This window comes from Pseudomonas sp. SDO5271_S396 (genome assembly GCF_054071795.1).
Map to the genome: position 1 here is coordinate 32,254 of NZ_JBSVWB010000050.1, position 15,785 is coordinate 48,038.

16 protein-coding genes are annotated in these 15,785 nt (G+C 63.0%); 9 read left to right on the top strand and 7 right to left on the bottom strand.

The annotated features are described in order from the left end of the window. The first annotated feature begins 10 nt into the window (after nucleotides 1-10). The 7 genes from ACW9IN_RS25180 to ACW9IN_RS25210 are packed head-to-tail and all read left to right on the top strand — an operon-like array spanning nucleotide 11 to nucleotide 6,483. Nucleotides 11-1,228, top strand: coding sequence for a type II and III secretion system protein family protein (locus ACW9IN_RS25180; RefSeq protein WP_457368378.1), 1,218 nt, complete (start codon nucleotides 11-13; stop codon nucleotides 1,226-1,228). Then, the gene (locus ACW9IN_RS25185) at nucleotides 1,225-2,418 is read left to right on the top strand and encodes a pilus assembly protein (RefSeq protein WP_457368379.1); all 1,194 of its coding nucleotides are present in this window, start codon (nucleotides 1,225-1,227) and stop codon (nucleotides 2,416-2,418) included. Before ACW9IN_RS25180 ends, ACW9IN_RS25185 begins: the two co-directional genes overlap by 4 nt. Beyond that, a complete protein-coding gene (locus ACW9IN_RS25190) occupies nucleotides 2,415-3,686 on the top strand; it encodes a CpaF family protein (RefSeq protein WP_457368380.1) in 1,272 nt (423 codons plus the stop codon). The genes ACW9IN_RS25185 and ACW9IN_RS25190 overlap by 4 nt, the downstream gene beginning before the upstream one ends. Before the next feature lie 9 nt (nucleotides 3,687-3,695). Further along, complete coding sequence (locus tag ACW9IN_RS25195; protein ID WP_457368381.1) at nucleotides 3,696-4,580, top strand: type II secretion system F family protein; 885 nt, start codon at nucleotides 3,696-3,698, stop codon at nucleotides 4,578-4,580. Between the two features lies 1 nt (nucleotide 4,581). Next, the gene (locus ACW9IN_RS25200; protein ID WP_457368382.1) at nucleotides 4,582-5,466 is read left to right on the top strand and encodes a type II secretion system F family protein; all 885 of its coding nucleotides are present in this window, start codon (nucleotides 4,582-4,584) and stop codon (nucleotides 5,464-5,466) included. 11 nt (nucleotides 5,467-5,477) lie between these two features. Next, the gene (locus ACW9IN_RS25205; RefSeq protein ID WP_457368383.1) at nucleotides 5,478-6,188 is read left to right on the top strand and encodes a tetratricopeptide repeat protein; all 711 of its coding nucleotides are present in this window, start codon (nucleotides 5,478-5,480) and stop codon (nucleotides 6,186-6,188) included. A gap of 19 nt (nucleotides 6,189-6,207) precedes the next feature. Further along, entirely contained in the window at nucleotides 6,208-6,483 is a 276-nt protein-coding gene (locus tag ACW9IN_RS25210) for a DUF3613 domain-containing protein (protein ID WP_457368384.1), read from the top strand. Here ACW9IN_RS25210 and ACW9IN_RS25215 read toward each other — a convergent pair whose 3' ends face one another. Together ACW9IN_RS25215 and ACW9IN_RS25220 are read right to left on the bottom strand one after the other, a co-directional pair. Continuing rightward, the gene (locus ACW9IN_RS25215; protein WP_457368385.1) at nucleotides 6,484-7,266 is read right to left on the bottom strand and encodes a response regulator; all 783 of its coding nucleotides are present in this window, start codon (nucleotides 7,264-7,266) and stop codon (nucleotides 6,484-6,486) included. 116 nt (nucleotides 7,267-7,382) lie between these two features. After that, nucleotides 7,383-7,868 carry a prepilin peptidase gene (locus ACW9IN_RS25220; RefSeq protein WP_457368386.1) on the bottom strand — a complete coding sequence of 162 codons (486 nt, stop codon included), beginning with the start codon at nucleotides 7,866-7,868 and terminating at the stop codon, nucleotides 7,383-7,385. Between the two features lie 72 nt (nucleotides 7,869-7,940). On the opposite strand from ACW9IN_RS25220, the gene ACW9IN_RS25225 reads away from it, so the two are divergent. Both ACW9IN_RS25225 and ACW9IN_RS25230 read left to right on the top strand, forming a co-directional pair. Continuing rightward, a complete protein-coding gene (locus tag ACW9IN_RS25225) occupies nucleotides 7,941-8,381 on the top strand; it encodes a TadE family protein (protein ID WP_457368387.1) in 441 nt (146 codons plus the stop codon). Next, nucleotides 8,378-11,116, top strand: coding sequence for a PAS domain-containing sensor histidine kinase (locus ACW9IN_RS25230; protein WP_457368388.1), 2,739 nt, complete (start codon nucleotides 8,378-8,380; stop codon nucleotides 11,114-11,116). The genes ACW9IN_RS25225 and ACW9IN_RS25230 overlap by 4 nt, the downstream gene beginning before the upstream one ends. Here ACW9IN_RS25230 and ACW9IN_RS25235 read toward each other — a convergent pair. The 5 genes from ACW9IN_RS25235 to ACW9IN_RS25255 all read right to left on the bottom strand — a co-directional run bounded on the left by ACW9IN_RS25235 (nucleotide 11,113) and on the right by ACW9IN_RS25255 (nucleotide 15,654). Then, nucleotides 11,113-13,119, bottom strand: a complete 2,007-nt coding sequence (locus tag ACW9IN_RS25235; protein ID WP_457368389.1) for a pilus assembly protein TadG-related protein — start codon at nucleotides 13,117-13,119, stop codon at nucleotides 11,113-11,115. The genes ACW9IN_RS25230 and ACW9IN_RS25235 overlap by 4 nt on opposite strands. Nucleotides 13,120-13,373: 254 nt before the next feature. Then, a complete protein-coding gene (locus ACW9IN_RS25240; protein WP_457368390.1) occupies nucleotides 13,374-13,931 on the bottom strand; it encodes a DUF4136 domain-containing protein in 558 nt (185 codons plus the stop codon). Nucleotides 13,932-13,976: 45 nt separating this feature from the next. Then, nucleotides 13,977-14,579 carry a DUF4136 domain-containing protein gene (locus ACW9IN_RS25245; RefSeq protein ID WP_457368391.1) on the bottom strand — a complete coding sequence of 201 codons (603 nt, stop codon included), beginning with the start codon at nucleotides 14,577-14,579 and terminating at the stop codon, nucleotides 13,977-13,979. Nucleotides 14,580-14,603: 24 nt separating this feature from the next. Then, nucleotides 14,604-15,353, bottom strand: a complete 750-nt coding sequence (locus tag ACW9IN_RS25250; RefSeq protein ID WP_457368392.1) for a methyltransferase — start codon at nucleotides 15,351-15,353, stop codon at nucleotides 14,604-14,606. Next, the gene (locus tag ACW9IN_RS25255) at nucleotides 15,346-15,654 is read right to left on the bottom strand and encodes a MazG-like family protein (protein WP_034095697.1); all 309 of its coding nucleotides are present in this window, start codon (nucleotides 15,652-15,654) and stop codon (nucleotides 15,346-15,348) included. The genes ACW9IN_RS25250 and ACW9IN_RS25255 overlap by 8 nt, the downstream gene beginning before the upstream one ends. Between the last annotated feature and the right edge of the window lie 131 nt (nucleotides 15,655-15,785).

A 15,785-nucleotide genomic window follows, 5' to 3' on the forward strand; every position in this document is an offset into this window, starting at 1 on the left:
GATGCCTTGAATGAGCAGTCGTTCCACGCGGTTTTCTTCACGAGTGTTCTGGGCCCTCGTTACCCTGACCCTGCCCGCCGGCGTCGTGCACGCCGCGTCCGGCAACTGTGCCAGCCTGGGTCAATTGCCCGCCGCGCTCGAAGTGGGCGAAGGGCTGCAACACGCCATGCAATCGCCGGTGGCCATTACCCGGCTGGCGGTGGGCGACCCGAAAATCGCCGACGTCCAGGTCAACAGCAACCAGTCCTTCCTGCTGACCGGTATTGCGCCCGGCGCCACCAGCCTGATGATCTGGACCGCCTGCTCCAGCACACCGCGCCAGAGCATGGTGTTCGTCAAGGGCAAGGCCACGTCGGCGTTGACCAACCTGTCACAGCCCCCATCGGACGACCCGTTGCTGCCCAGCCAGGTGCAGACGGATATCCGCTTTGTGGAAGTCAGCCGCACCAAACTCAAGGAGGCGAGCACGTCGATTCTGGGGATCGGCAAGAATTTCCTGATCGGCAGCCCCAATCTTTCGGTGCCCAGCCCCAATACCCTGGCACTGCCGGTCAGCCAGTCCAATTTCAATATCGGCTTTGGCGGTGGTCGGGTATCGGCCATGATCAACGCCCTGGAAAGCAGCGGCTTCGCCTACACCCTCGCACGCCCCAGCCTGGTGGCACTTAGCGGCCAGAGCGCGACCTTCCTGGCCGGCGGCGAAGTGCCGATCCCCGTGCCCAGCGCCGGCAGCGACACCATCTCCATCGAATACAAGGAGTTCGGCATTCGCCTGACCCTGACCCCGACCGTGGTCGATCGCAACCGCATCACCCTCAAGGTCGCACCGGAAGTCAGCGAGCTGGATTACAGCAACGGTGTGCAGATCCAGGGCATCCAGGTGCCGGCCCTCACCGTGCGCCGCACCGACACCAGCGTGTCCCTGGCCGATGGCGAAAGCTTCGTGGTCAGCGGCCTGATCAGCAGCAACAACCGCTCCACCATCAACAAGTTTCCCGGCCTGGGTGACATTCCGGTGCTGGGCGCGTTTTTCCGGGACTCCAATATCAGCCGCGAGGAAAAAGAGCTGCTGATGATCGTCACCCCGCACCTGGTCCAGCCGCTGGCTGCCGATGCGCAGTTGCCGTCCTTGCCCGGCGAAAAACTGCGCAGCTACGACCCGAACTGGTACCGCCTGTTCTTCCTGGAGAACGGCAATTTCGACCGCCGCACGGGGTTGTCCCAATGAGCGAGAGCCTGAGCCAGACCTTCCTGGCAATTACCCGCAACAGCACGGACCTGGAATGGCTCCAGGGTGCCCTGGCGCCCCTGGGCCAGGTGGTCAGCGCCGGCGGTGGCAGCCTTGACGAGCTGCTGGCGCTGGTCGATGTGACCTTCGCCAACCTGGTGTTCATCGGCCTGGACCGTGAAAACGTCACCAACCAGTGCGCCTTGATCGAAGGCGCCCTGGAAGCCAAACCCATGCTCGCCATCGTTGCCCTGGGCGATGGCATGGACAACCAACTGGTACTCAACGCCATGCGCGCCGGAGCCAGGGATTTCGTCGCCTACGGCTCGCGCTCCAGCGAAGTGGCCGGCCTGGTGCGCCGCCTGAGCAAGCGCCTGCCGGCGATGCCCCATCAGACGACGCACCTGGGCGGCCTCACCGTGTTGTACGGCACCCAGTGCGGCACCGACGGCGCCCTGCTGGCCAGCCATATGGCCCATGTGGTGCAGAAGAGCGGGCAACAGACCCTGGTACTCGACCTGGGCCTGCCCCGGGGTGACAGCCTGGCGCTGCTGGGCCTGGAAAGCTCGTTTCACTTCGGTGACGCCTTGCGTCATTTGCGCCGCCTCGACGCCACGCTGATCAACAGCGCATTCACTTCGGCCGAAGACGGCCTGCGCATCCTCGCCTACACCGACAGCGACGAGCCCCTGGAACAGACCAGCGCCGCCGAGCTGTACATGCTCCTCAGTGCGCTGCGCCAACACTTCCAGCACATCGTCGTCAACCTCACCGGCCAACCGGACAGTGAAGCGCTGCGCACCTTCGTCAGCCATTGCGACAAGCTGTTGTGGTGCACCGACCAAAGCGTGCTGGACTGCCGACGCAACCTCGCGGTGCTCAACCGCTGGCGCGAAAAAGGCATGAAACTGGAGCACGGGCGGCTGCTGGTCGACCGCTACATCAAAGGTGCCGCACCCGAGGCCGAGGCCCTGGGCAGAACCTTTGGCCTGGAAGTGATTGCGGTGCTGCCCCTGAGCGCGGAGATCCGCCTGAACGCCAAGAACCAGGGCCAGTCCCTGTTCACCCTGGCACCCCGCGAGCCACTGACTCAAGGTTTGCGCACCCTCGGCGAGCGCCTGGCAAAACGCTCCGAAGGCCTTGAAGCGCCGCCGGCCAACTGGCTCACCCGCCTCTGGGGCACCAAATGAGCACCGAAAAACTCTTCGGCGTGCCCAGTCGCGGCGCGGCTGGCAATACCGACCATGACGGCCTGAAACTGGTGCTGCACCGCTACATCATCGACGCCATCGAAGAGTCCGGGAAAAACCTGCTGGAGGGCACGCGCCAATCCCTCGCGCAATTTGTGATCGATAAGGTCGCCGAATACATCACGCGCATGCACCTGGCGATCTCCCGCTACGAGATGGAGCGCCTGGCCGAAGAGATCGTCGACGAACTGACCGGTTTCGGCCCGCTCGAAGTCCTGCTGCGTGATACCTCGGTCACCGAGATCCTGGTCAACGGCCCGCACCGGGTGTTCATCGAGCGCGACGGCTTGCTGCACCAGAGCGACCTGCGGTTCATCGACGATCACCATGTGGAGCGCGTGATGCAACGCATCCTCGCGCCCCTGGGGCGGCGCCTCGACGAATCGTCACCGATGGTCGATGCGCGCTTGCCCGACGGCAGCCGGGTCAACGCAATCATCCCGCCGATTGCCCTGGATGGTCCGTGCCTGTCGATTCGGAAGTTTCGCAAGGACATGCTCAAAAGCAGCGACCTGGTGGCCATGCAGACCATCGACCAGGCGATTTTCGAGTTCTTCCAGGAGGCCGTCGGCAAGCGCTGCAACGTGCTGATCAGCGGCGGTACCGGCACCGGTAAAACCACGCTGCTGAACATTCTCAGCCAGTTGATCAACCCCCATGAGCGGTTGGTGACCATCGAGGACGTGGCCGAACTGCAACTCGGCCACCCGCACGTGGTACGCCTGGAAACCCGTCCGCCCAATGCCGAAGGCCATGGCGAGGTCAAGGCCAGCGACCTGATCCGCAACGCCCTGCGGATGCGCCCGGACCGCATCATCCTCGGCGAGATCCGTGGCGTGGAAGTGCTGGATGTGCTCACCGCCATGAACACCGGTCACGACGGTTCAATGAGTACCGTGCACGCCAACAACGCCCAGGACGCGTTGTTGCGCCTGGAGACACTGGTGGGGCTGACTGGCCGCGTGGTCGCGGAAAAAACCCTGCGCCAGATGATCTGCGCGGCGCTGGACGTGGTGATTCAACTCACGCGCCTGCCCGATGGTCGTCGCTGTGTGAGTGAAGTGGTGGAGGTGGTGGGCGTGCGCGATGACGTGTATGTCACCAACACCCTGTTCCGCCACGACAAGCGCACCGGTTTCGGTTTCCTGCGCGAAGCCATCAACCCCGCCGGCGAAAAACTGCGCCGCGAAAGCCACCTGCCGCTGTAGGAGGTCGTGATGATCGCTCCGATCCTGCTCGCGCTGATCGCCTTGATCCTGCTGGTACTGGCCGTGCGCCTGATGCGCAACGGCTTGCGCCAGGTGCAGACCGACCGTGTGATGGAGCGTCTGGGCCAGGGTCAACCCCAGGCCATGAACGACAAGGCCGTGGTGAGCAAGCTCGAGCGCATGTTTATCCGTGCCGGCCTGGGCCGGCCCACGGAGCGCCTGGGGCTGTGGCTGGCGTTCTGGAGCCTGGGCGCGCTGCTGGGCTTTCTGGCGGGCGACTGGCTGGGCCTGCTGGTGATGGTCGTGACCCCGCCGCTGGTGCTGCGCGGCTACATCGCCTGGCGCTACCAACGCCGCCTGCACCGCATGATCGAACAACTGCCGCAGTTGCTCGACCACGCGGTACGCAGCCTGAAGTCCGGGCGCACGCTGGCCGATGCAGTCCTCGGCGGCATCGAGGCCAGCGACGATCCGCTGAAAAAATCCATGGGGCGTATCAAGCGCAATGTGTTGCTGGGGGTCAGCCTGCCGGAAGCCGCCCATGACTACGCCGAGTTTTATGAGCAGGATGAGCTGCGCCTGTTTGCCCTGGGACTGAAGGTCAACCACCGCTACGGCGGCAATGCCAGCGAACTGCTGGAGAACCTGATCAAAATGATCCGCGAGCGTGACCAGGGCGCGCGCCAATTACGCGCCATGACCGGCGAGACCCGGGTGACGGCGGTGGTCCTGGCGCTGTTGCCGGTCAGTGTGGCCGGCTATTTTCTACTGACCAACCCCACTTACCTGGTGGGCATGTGGGCCGACAGCGGCGGCCAATTGATGTTGATCGGCGCGTTCGCCATGCAGGTCTTCGGCTGCCTGGCGCTGTGGCGCATGCTGAGGAGCGTCTGACATGGCCTTGCTGATCAGCGCCGTGCTGTTCCTCGCCGCCTTGGCGCTGCTGTTGAGCAACGTTCTGGCCCAGCGGCGCCAGCAGCGCCTGGTCACTTCGCGGCTCCAGGGCGAAACTTCGCGTGAAGACAGGATCGGCCATTGGCTGCGCCAGCTGGGCAATACCCGGATCAGCCAACGCACCATCAGCCTCGACAACGAAACCCAAACCCTACTCAACCGCATCGGCTGGAGAAAAGCCAGCCAGCGCTCGCTGTTCGCGGCTTGCCAGGTCGGTGCGCCGCTGCTGTCGCTGGCCCTGACGCTGCTGGCACAAAGCATGTTTTTCGCCGGAACCGACTCGGCCTGGTTCGCGCCTCTCCTCGGCCTGGCCGTCGGCTACCTGTTGCCCAAGCGGGTGCTGGCGTCCCTCGCCAAGCGGCGCCAGGAACAGATCGCCGTGGAGGTCTCGACCTTCATTCCGCTGCTGCGCATCCTCTTCGAGTCGGGCATGGCCGTTGAACAGACCCTGCGGGTCATGGCTCAGGAAGCGCAGAAACTGCTGCCGGTGCTGACCTCGGAGCTGCAGATCGTGCTCGCACGTGTCGACTCCGGCCTGGAGCTGGGAGAGGAACTGAGCAAGGCCAGCCAGATGCTCAGTGTCGACGAGTTCAGCGACACCTGTTCGATCCTGCAACAACTGCTGCATCAGGGCGGCGGCGCGATGAAGTCATTGCAGGCGCTCAAGCAACTGCTGGACGATCGGCGCCTGACCCGCATGCAGGAATACATTTCCAAGATGTCGGCCAAAATGTCCGTGGTGATGATGGTTTTTCTGTTCCCGGCATTACTGATCGTATTGGCCGGCCCTGGCTTTATCGCCATCTCGAAGGCCATGGGGCCTTGAAAGGAGCAACGATGAAAGGACTGATCGCCGCCTGCGGCCTGTTGCTACTCAGTGGCTGCACAAACATGGGCCAGACGCCCTGGGCCGGGCTCACCGCCCCCGGCAGTTGCTCCAAGCCCGCGTCCGACCAGGAACTGTCGCTGAACCTGGCGGACGACATGGCCAATGACGGCAAGCTGCACGCCAGCCTGGCCAACCTGCAGAGCCTGTCGGACAACCTGCCCCAGGTACGTCTGCGCAAGGCCAAGGTCTACCGCCTGCTCGGGCGCAGTGAGGCCGAGCCGTTGTATCGCTCGTTGCTGGGAACCTGCCTGTCGGCGGAAGGCGAACATGGCCTGGGGCAACTGGCCGTCGCCAAGGGCAACAACAGCCAGGCCGTGGAGCACTTGCAGCGGGCAGCCAGGCTGGCACCCACCGACGAAAAAATCCGCAACGACCTGGGCGTGGTCTACCTCAATCAATTGCGTCTCGAAGAGGCACGTTTCGAGTTCCTCACCGCCATGGAGCTCAATCAGAGCAACACGCTGGCGGCGCTCAACCTGGTGACCCTGCTGATCTATCAGGGCAACTGGGGGCAGGCCGCGCAGGTGGTCAGTACCGTGGGCTTGAAACCAGAGCAGGTCACCCAGGCCCAGGCCCGGGCGCAGCAACTCAAGACCACCACTCCCGCGAAACGCCAGGTGGCCGCCGTGGGCGAGACCGTTCAGGCGCCCGTTCAGTAAGTCTTTAGAGAGCATTCAGATGAAACTCAAACCGCTCGTTCATCTGCTGTTGGCAACGCTGCCACTGACCGCCACGGCCATCGAACCGGGGCCCTCTTCACCGCAACAAAAACACACCGAGGACTGGTTGCAACTACAGGTCAGCGGGCAAATGGCGTCCTCCAAACCGCAAAAGGCCACCCCCGCTGAACGCGAGGGGGCCCTGCAACGCTTGATCGAGAGCTACAAATACCCGATCCCTGAATACTACGATCAGAAACAGGGCGGCAATTCGACAGGCGGCGGCAGCAATTAGTCAGTGGGCCGTCACCCGCTGGCGTATCGCGGCATTGCTCGGCGACAGCGCCAGCGCCAACTGTGTGCGGTTGTGCATATGGGTCAGGCGCAGCACCTGGGACACGTACAGCTTCACGGTGTTTTCGGTGATGCCCAGTTCGCAGGCAATCTGATAGTTGGTCTGGCCCTTGCCCACCAGCCTGGCCACGTCCAATTGGCGCGGTGACAGCTGCTTGAAGATCACCGGCATCTCGATGTCGGCAGCGTCGCCCTCCGCATCGCCGGACGCTTCAGGCGCTTGAGGGCTGCTGCGTACTTTGTCGAGGTCGTGGTAAAGATCGTCAATCGACGCCGAGAGATATTGCAGCTTCTGGTTCAGGTGCCCCAGTTCAAGGTCTTTGCGGCGCTCGCGCAATGCCGCTTCCTGGCGCTTCAGGCCTTCGAGCAGTTCATCGAGATTGATCGGTTTCTGGTAGTAGTCCGCGATACCCGCGCGCAGCGCCTTGATCACGTCCTGCTTGTCCGCGCGGCCCGTCAGCATGATCGCCTCGAACGCGCGTTGCTTGCCGGCCAGGCGCTGGAGTGTCTGGACCAGTTCGATGCCGTCCATTTCCGGCATGTGTAGATCGCACAGCACCAGGCCAATATCGGCGTCTTCGCGAAAACGCTCGACCGCCTTCACGCTGGAGTGGCAAGGGATGCAGCGATACCCGCTGCTTTCGAGAAATTCACACAGCTCTTCGACGATCAGGGGCTGATCGTCGACGACGAGCACTTTCACTTCAGAGGTAAGCTTGTTCACGCGCGACTCCATGCCTGGGCAAGCCAAAGACCGACCGATCCATTCCAACCGCTCATTTTCCCTACAACCGCTCTATAAACGTAGACGCACTTTCCTACTATGTACATAGCATTAGGCTAGCTGATGACAAATGGGATCCAACACCAGGACAGGCCGAAACCGACCAGCAGGAAGGGGGCAAAAGGCTGCTTCTTTGACGCTACGGGCTCGAAATGCTGCAACACCTCTTTAACCCCTTGATTCATCAGGGGCCACACCCTGGGAGCCAGCAACAGCCAGCCCACACTGGCCAGCCCTGCCCCGACAAAGGTGCCCAATAAATAATGGCTGTCGGTGGCCAGCGCCAGCGCCGCCAACAATTTCACATCCCCCGCTCCCAAACGGCCCAGGGCATAACCGGGCAAGGTGAACAGCAGCGACAGCACAAACGCCCATCCGCCCTCGGCGGCTGTCGCCCCCAGCCAGGTGGTACCGCTCCAGCACAGGTAAACCAAGGCCAGCAGCAAACCACCCAGGGTCAAACGGTTGGCGATCTGGCGCTGGCGCACATCCTGTACGGCGCACAGCGCCAACCACACAAACAGCACAAGGCTATGAATCACGTAAAAAACATCCCTTTTCGCCGAATGATTCTATGCTGATATCAAGTAGTGGTTGTCAGGGTAGACGCAGTCATGAAAAAGGGCCTCCCCGGAAAGCAGAAAGGTGCCGCCGCGCTGGAATTCGCGATGGTCTTCATGATCTTTTTTGCGGTTTTTTATGGGTTGGTCAGCTACAGCCTGCCGTTGCTGCTGTTGCAATCGTTCAACCAGGCCACCGCCGAAGGCGTCAGGCGCGGTGTGGCGCTGGACCCTGCGACACCCGGCTACGCCGACGCCCTCAAGGCTCGCGCCGTTGCGGCAGCCCAGGCCCAGTTGCAGTGGCTGCCGCCCGGGTTCAAATTCGTGCCCGCCTATGTCACCGCGACCTACTCCGGCACCGGCATGCTGACCGTGCAAATCAACTATCCCTCCGACAACCTCAAGAACGTGCTGCCGTTTCTCGTCCTGCCCGGCTTCGGCACCGTGCCCAACCTGCCCACCACACTCACCGCCCAAGCGAGCCTGCAATTTTGACTTCGGGGGAAAAATTCTTCGACCGCCTGCTCGGCCGACCGGCTGGCCCCCATGCATCCACGCTTATGCCCATGCATCCAGGTCTATGCGTCGAACTGGATAACCTCGGCCGGGTGCTGCAAATCCACGGAGCGCTGCGTCATCGCCTGGCAAAGACCCAGCCCTCGCAGCAGCCGGTGCCGCTGCTCGAGTACGTGTGCGCCCACAGTGCCGTCGTGATCGAAGGCACACCCAGCGACTGGCAGGGCCAAATCCTGGACCTGGACTTCACCGGGTTTGCCGGGCGCCTCCTGCAAACCCGCGGCTGGGTCCAGCCCCAGGGCGATGGCTGGTTGCTGCAACTGCTGGATATCGGCGACCTGGTCGCCCACCGACAACACGCCGAGAGCCGTGAACACAACCAACTGCTCAGCGCCCGCATCAGCGAACACCTGAGGGTGTGCAGCCTGGCGCGCCTGCCCGAGGTCTTGCACGACAACCTGCACAGCATCGCGCAGCGCTGGCGGATACCCTGCGTCGCCATCGCCGTACTCGACGATCAGGACCAGGGCTGGGTGATCCAGGGCCAGTACCGCGCCCACGATGCGCCCCGGTTATGGCATGACGGGCAATCCCTGGGCACCGCACTGGACAGCCTGGGCGGCACGACGGTGCTGAAACTGACGCAAGGCCAAGGCCACAGCGAGCATCCACGCCTGCTGGGCATTTTCGGCAATGCCGAAGGTTTGCTCGTGCCCTACCGCGACGGTCATGGCGTCGCCGCCTGGCTGCTGTGCGGTTTCTATCGTGATGACGAGCCGTCCAGCGAACGGGACTGGCTGCACCTGGCCGCCGCCCTCGCCGCGCCGCTGCTCAGCCGCCTGCGCGAACAACGCCATCAACAACAGCTCGATCGCCTCGAAGCGCTGCAAGAGCTGCTGGGCACCGGTTGGTGGGAATTGCCTGTCAACAGCGAAGACATCCAATTGGCCCCGCAGTTGCTGCATCACCTGACGCCCGAGGACAGCACCCCGCGCATGCCCCTCACGGAGTGGCTGACACTATTCCATCCGGCCGATCGCGAGGAGCTCGCCAGCCGCCTGCAAGACTTGCAGACCTTGAGCAAACCCCTGTCGACCAGCGTGCGCCTGCACCGCATGGACGCGGCGCAGAACCCGATCTGGTACCGCATTCAAGGCCAGGCGCTGGGCGCTGGGAGCAGTCGACGCCTGATCGGCTTCATGCTCGACATCAGTGACATCAAGAACCAGCAGCAACAGGCCGCCGCTGCCCATGCCCGGCTGGACAACCTGATCGCCAGCTCGCCGGCGATTATCTATGTGCAACGCTATGTGGAAGGCACGCTGCAACCGCTGTTTTTCAGCGACAGCCTCACGCCGTTGCTGGGTCGTACGCTGGCCGAATGCACCCCGGCCTCGCTCATCGACTGGATCCACCCCGACGACCGCGACCTCTACTTCGAGCGCACCCGCCAATTGCTGCGCGAAGGCAGCGTGCGCAGCCGCTACCGCGTGCGCGACAAACAGGGCCGCGACCACTGGCTGCTCGACGAAGCCAAGCTACTGCGCGACGACCTCGGCCTGCCGGTGGAGGCGGTCGGTCTGTGGCTGGATGTCACCGAAGCGACCCTGGCCGCCGAGCAGATCAAGCGCAGCGAAGAACGCTACCGCATCCTGGTGGAAGATTCGCCGGCCATGATCTGCCGTTATCGCCCCGACCTCACACTGACATTCGGCAACACGCCGCTGGCCAATTACCTGGAGTGCTCGCCCGAACAACTGCCGGGTCTGAATTTGGCGGAGTGGCTGTCGACCGAACAGCACCAGGCGTTCGTGCAGCGTATCCACCAGCTGACTCCGGAATTCCCGGTCAGCACCGCCGAAATCAGCCTGCAACTGCCCGGTCGCGAGCACGCCTGGTGGGTGTGGTCGGACCGTGGCGTATTCGACGAACACGGCACCCTGCTGGAAGTGCAAGCGGTGGGGCGTGATAACACCGAAGTGCGCCGTTCCCAGCAGCAACTGACCCAGAGCGCCAAGATGGCCACCCTCGGCGAAATGGCCACGGGCCTGGCCCATGAGATCAACCAGCCGCTGAACGTGATGCGCATGGCCATCGTCAATGTGCTCAAGCGCCTGAGCAACGGCGATGCGCAGGTCGACTACCTCACCGAAAAACTCCAGCGCATTGACGCCCAGGTGCAACGCGCGGCGAAAGTGATCGACCACATGCGCGTGTTTGGCCGCCGCTCGGAGATCGAACAACAACCCTTCGATCCGGCCCAGGCCGTAGAGGGCACCCTGTCGTTGCTCAGTGAAGGTCTGCGCGGCAAGGGCGTGGAGGTGCGTCTCACGCCGGCGGACTTTTCGGTGCAGGTCAAAGGCTATGTCGACCAGCTCGAACAAGTGCTGATCAACCTGATGGTCAATGCCCGCGATGCGTTGCTGAGCAAACGTGAAAAGGAACCCGGGTTCCGCCCGTGGATCGCGGTGTCCACCGAGCATGACAGCCGATACGTACGCATCTGGGTCGAAGACAACGGCGGCGGCATCGATCCGCGTCTGCTGGAGCGGATCTTCGAGCCGTTCTTCACCACCAAGCCCATCGGCGTGGGCACCGGCCTGGGCTTGTCGGTGAGCTACGGAATCGTGGAAAACATGGGCGGACGCCTGAGCGTGGCCAACAGCGAACAAGGGGCAAAATTCTGCGTGGAATTGCCGGTGGTGGACGCTTAAAGCGCCAACGCCGCCTGCCCGTGGGGCCTGCAACTGAGGTTGGCGCCGACCTCGAACTGATTCAGGTTGATGCCCAGGGTCGACAGCAATCCGTTCACCAGGGGATCGACCACAGGGCTCAATACATCGCCGATGATTTTGCCCAGCGAGGCATTCAGGTCGTTCAACAGCGTACCGCTGGTTTGCAGCAACGCGCCCAGCAAATTGAAACCTGTGGGCTTGTAGACCTGGAACTGAATCCCCTGCAACGTCGACTTCAGCGAGCCCACCAGGTTGGTGGTGGACGCCGAATAGTAAAGCGGCGGCTCTTTGATTTCCGGCGGCTGATTGTAGGTATGCGCGCCCAGGGCCGTGGTGGTCGAACCCACACTGCTCTTGACGCTCAGGCCGATGCCGCCGCCGTAGAATGGCTTGCGGGTACTGGGGTCGCAGGTGGTCGGGCCCAGGCCCAGCAATGGCCGGAAGCAGGTGATGGCGCCAATGTCGACCACCGGCAGCGGCGGGATCGGATCCAGCGGTGGGCTGGACGCCAATGAGTCGATCAGGGTGGGGCTCTGGCCAATCTTGATAGTCACCACCGAGGCGTTGGATTGGGTGGTGAGGGTTTTGGTCGCATCGCTGGCGCAGGTGAAACCGGTCACATAGCTCTCGGCGGTGCCCAGCTCCACGATCAGGTCCAGGCGGGCTGCGGGCGGGTTGGACGTCGAGGACAGAAGCCGCAGGTCCGTGCGCTCGCAATAGCCGCCCAGCACACACAACAACGAGGTGATCGTGCCACCCAGGTTCAGACTCAGCAGGTTATTCAGCACGTCTGAAAGCGGGCCGAGCAAACCATTCAGCGCCACGTCCACCAGCGGCGAATCCAGGATCGGCAGCCCCACCGTCAAACCCAGCCGCACTTGCGCGGTGCGCACGTAAATGCGCGTGGCCGGATCGGTTTTGTTCTTGGCGTAGGTCGGGTCGCCGATGGCCGACAACTGCGGCGGCTCGATCACCTTGAGCTTGAGGCTCGCGTTGATCAAACCCGGGATATTCACCGGCACTTCAGCGACCACACCGTTCTGCTTGTTGGCCAATTGCACAAAAGCTTCGGCCAGCTGGAACACATTCAACGTGGTGTTGAGCCCGGCGGACACCGCCCCGGTCTGCAATTGCAGCAGGCTGCCCAGGGTCACATCGAGGTTATTCACCAACACTTTAATGTCTGCCAGCCCCGACGCGGCCACGGTAGCGGTTCCCGAGCCACGTTGCAGCACTGTGATCGCGGCATCGAGCAGTTGGCCCAACTTGAGGTTCTTGGCCAGCAACTCGTTGTAGTTACCGGCCTGCACGCCCACGTTCAGCGCCAGTTGATTCAGGTAACTCAACAGGTTGATATTGGTGTCGACCAGGCCTTGCCAGCCAGCCACGTCGAGGGTCAGCTTACCGCCCAACAGCTTGCCGAACAGCAGATTCAACGCGTCCGACTTGCTCGAATCGACCACCAACACCGTGGACTTGATCGTCAATTGCGCCTGGGGCGGCAGGATCTTCGGCGCGGCCACGGCCTTGGCGGTCAACAGCGTGGTCAGGCTGAACCCACCGCCACTGATCAGCGACCACACGCCGCCGGCGGCGCTGGTCAACACCGGGCGCGAGGCGATCACCTGAATGGCGTCGGTCTTGGTGGAGTCGGCAGAAAACACCCGCAGATTGGAAGCGGCGGTGGTCAGCACGCCGCAACGCACATCCAGCGCATTGCCCGGAGGGATGGTGAAACCGTTGCGCAGCGCGCTGGCCCCGGCATAGGCCGTCGCCGTGTTGTTGTTCGCCGCCAGGCAGTCACCATTGCGCTGCACCGCTTCCAGCGCGGCCATGTCGGCAATGCCCTGTAATTTGCGTTTTTCCAGGTAGAGCCGGCCACTGTCGATTACCAGCAACAGGAAAACCAGCGCCAGCCCCAGCGTCAACGCCGCCATCAGGCCGATCGCGCCACGCTGCCGGGAACGAAGTGGGGGAGACATCGAGCACTCCTTAGCGCTAACTCTCCGTAGTTAGCTTGGAGTGTAGTCAAGCCTTGAGAAATGCGCTGGCCAGTCGCCACAAATCCATGTAAGGGCTCTGACCGATCGTTCCCACCCTCTGCGTGGAAACGCATCCTGTGACGCTCCGCGTCACGACTTCAAGAGCGGACGCGGAGCGTCCAAGTAGGTATTCCCACGCGGAGCGTGGGAACAATCAAACAAGACAGTTGCTCCCACAGAAAGCCGGGATCGCCTTAATGCGGCGGGTAGCTGGAAAGAATGCGGTTGACCGTGGTGCGGATGGCTTTGTCACGGTCCTGCGGGTTCGGCGAGCTGGCCATCATCTGCTCATCGCTGCCGCGCCAGACGAGTTTGCCGTCCTTGCCGTCCAGCAGGTCGATCTGGATGGTGGCTACCTTATAGGTGATGTTGCGCGTCTCGTTGTACACCGGCGCGCCCCAGTAACCGTTCCACGGACCGCCCCAGGCGCCGCCGTAGTTGGTGGTGACTTGTTGCTGGCGGTCTTCGACGATCAGGTAGGCCTGCACGTTCAGGTCCGCTCTGCTACCGCCCGGTGCAGGGCGCAGGCCGCGTTGGTCGAGTTGCTCACCCACGGCCTGGCGGATGCGTTGTTCGGTGAGGTCACTCTTGATGCGCGGGTCATCGGGGCGGTATTGCAGGGCCGGGTCTTTCCAGGCCCAGTTGCGGTAGGCGCCAAAGTCCCGGCTGGCATCGAAATCATGGTTGACCTGGCTGGTCTGGCAACCGCCCAGCAGCAAGACAAAAGCGAGCGTAGCGATACGACGAAACATGGTTGATCTCCAAAGAGCGACCTGCGCTTTAAATGAGCATAGCGACTAGCTGGGAGGGTACGCCGTCATTGCCTTTTGCACCGCCTGGCGCAAAGCGTCTCCCCGTTCACTGAGGCTTCCCTGGCTGCCAGTTTCCGCGCTGGCACTCCACACCGGCTGCCCGGTGCGGGCATCGAACAGATTGACCCGGACCACCACCACCTGCACCTCATAGGTGCGCACGATCGGTACCGAGTTGTACATGCCGTAACCGTTGCCATAGCGGTTGTAGCCGCCGTAGCCATAGCCGTAATCGTCCTGGACCTGCTTGAGGCGTTTTTCCAGATGCACGTCGGCGCTGACGAACAGGTCGGGCGCACGGTTGTCATGCAGGGGGCGCAGGCCGCGCTGGTCCAGCGCGCCACTGACCGCCTCGGCGATCTGCGCCGAATCGGCCCAGGCCGTGCCCGCCGGGAGCTGGCCGTTGCGCCAGGCCCAATTGCGATAGGCACCGTAGTCACGTACCGGCGCCGGGTAGGCGCTGGCATCGAAGGTCTTCGCCGCCTGCGCAGGCGCCGGCGGCATGGGGGCCGAGGCCGCCACGTAAGGGTTGGGGCTGGAACAGGCGCCCAGGCCCAGGCACAACAGGATCAAACCGAGACGACGCATTTCGACCTCCGCAAGATTCGCCGCTTAAACCGGACGGCAAATCCAGTGCAAATAACGCCCAAGTCCGGCAAAGCTTGGGTGACGACGGTGAGCGAGCTCCATCTCCAACAGATCCTGCAAATCGGCGCGGGCCTGGAACTCCACCGGCATGTAGTCGTGGAACACCCGCACGCCACTTTGGCGTTCAACCTGCCAAAGCCCCTCTAGTTGCGCCGCCAGCTCACGCGGGTCCAGAGGTTGTTGCGGTGTGAGGCTTTGTTTCTCGCCGGCCATGTCATTCTTGCGCATCTTGCGGAAATGGCCCTTGAGCAGGTTGCGGTAGATCAGCGCATCGCGGTTGTAGAACGCCAGCGACAGCCAGCCCCCCGGCGCCGTCAATTGGTGCAACACCGGCAGGATGGCATGGGGTTCGGCCAGCCACTCCAATACGGCATGGCACAGCACCAGATCGTAAGGTTCGGTGAGCTGGCCCAGCAGGTCCTGCCAGGGCGCATGGATAAACGTGGCGGTCTGCCCGGCCTCGGCGAAACGCTGGCGCGCGCCCTCGAGCATCGGCTCGGCAGGCTCGGCCAGGGTCACCTGATGACCTTGCTCGGCCAGCCACAGCGACATGTGGCCCAGCCCCGCGCCGATATCCAGCACACGCAACGGACGTTGCGGCAACGCTTCGGTCAGGTCGGCCTGGAGCACGGCCAGGCGAATCGCGCCCTTGGCGCCGCCGTAGATCTTTTCGGCGAAACGCGTGGCCAGTTGGTCGAAGTGGCGGTCACTCATGGATGAACCGCCGCTCGCTGTCGGCCAGTTTGGCGCGCACCACTTCATTCATGTCCAGGCCCAGCTCACTGCAGAGCAACAGCAGGTACAGCACGATATCGCCGACTTCCTGGCCGGCATGGGCCAGCTTATCGGCGGGCAACTGGCGGGACTGGTCTTCGGTCAGCCACTGGAAGATTTCCACCAGCTCGGCCATTTCCACACTGGCGGCCATGGCCAGGTTTTTCGGGCTGTGGAACTGCTTCCAGTCGTTGGTATCACGGATGCGGTGCAGCCGTTCGGTGAGGTGTTCGAGGTTCATGCGGGACTCCTGAAGATGAGTAGCTTCGGGGGGATTGGGCTTGAAGGCAAGTGAATCTCCGGGTGTTCTTGAGGACGCTTTCGCGGGCAAGCCCGCTCCCACACTTGAAGGTATTCACAAATCCAAATGTG

Bases quoted from the DNA above. Each gene is read 5' to 3' on its own strand.
- ACW9IN_RS25195 (WP_457368381.1), top strand. From the start codon at position 3,696: ATGATCGCTCCGATCCTGCTCGCGCTGATCGCCTTGATCCTGCTGGTA.
- ACW9IN_RS25235 (WP_457368389.1), bottom strand. From the start codon at position 13,119: ATGTCTCCCCCACTTCGTTCCCGGCAGCGTGGCGCGATCGGCCTGATG.
- ACW9IN_RS25245 (WP_457368391.1), bottom strand. From the start codon at position 14,579: ATGCGTCGTCTCGGTTTGATCCTGTTGTGCCTGGGCCTGGGCGCCTGT.
- ACW9IN_RS25225 (WP_457368387.1), top strand. From the start codon at position 7,941: ATGAAAAAGGGCCTCCCCGGAAAGCAGAAAGGTGCCGCCGCGCTGGAA.
- ACW9IN_RS25205 (WP_457368383.1), top strand. From the start codon at position 5,478: ATGAAAGGACTGATCGCCGCCTGCGGCCTGTTGCTACTCAGTGGCTGC.
- ACW9IN_RS25250 (WP_457368392.1), bottom strand. From the start codon at position 15,353: ATGAGTGACCGCCACTTCGACCAACTGGCCACGCGTTTCGCCGAAAAG.
- ACW9IN_RS25255 (WP_034095697.1), bottom strand. From the start codon at position 15,654: ATGAACCTCGAACACCTCACCGAACGGCTGCACCGCATCCGTGATACC.
- ACW9IN_RS25190 (WP_457368380.1), top strand. From the start codon at position 2,415: ATGAGCACCGAAAAACTCTTCGGCGTGCCCAGTCGCGGCGCGGCTGGC.
- ACW9IN_RS25240 (WP_457368390.1), bottom strand. From the start codon at position 13,931: ATGTTTCGTCGTATCGCTACGCTCGCTTTTGTCTTGCTGCTGGGCGGT.
- ACW9IN_RS25185 (WP_457368379.1), top strand. From the start codon at position 1,225: ATGAGCGAGAGCCTGAGCCAGACCTTCCTGGCAATTACCCGCAACAGC.
- ACW9IN_RS25210 (WP_457368384.1), top strand. From the start codon at position 6,208: ATGAAACTCAAACCGCTCGTTCATCTGCTGTTGGCAACGCTGCCACTG.
- ACW9IN_RS25200 (WP_457368382.1), top strand. From the start codon at position 4,582: ATGGCCTTGCTGATCAGCGCCGTGCTGTTCCTCGCCGCCTTGGCGCTG.
- ACW9IN_RS25180 (WP_457368378.1), top strand. From the start codon at position 11: ATGAGCAGTCGTTCCACGCGGTTTTCTTCACGAGTGTTCTGGGCCCTC.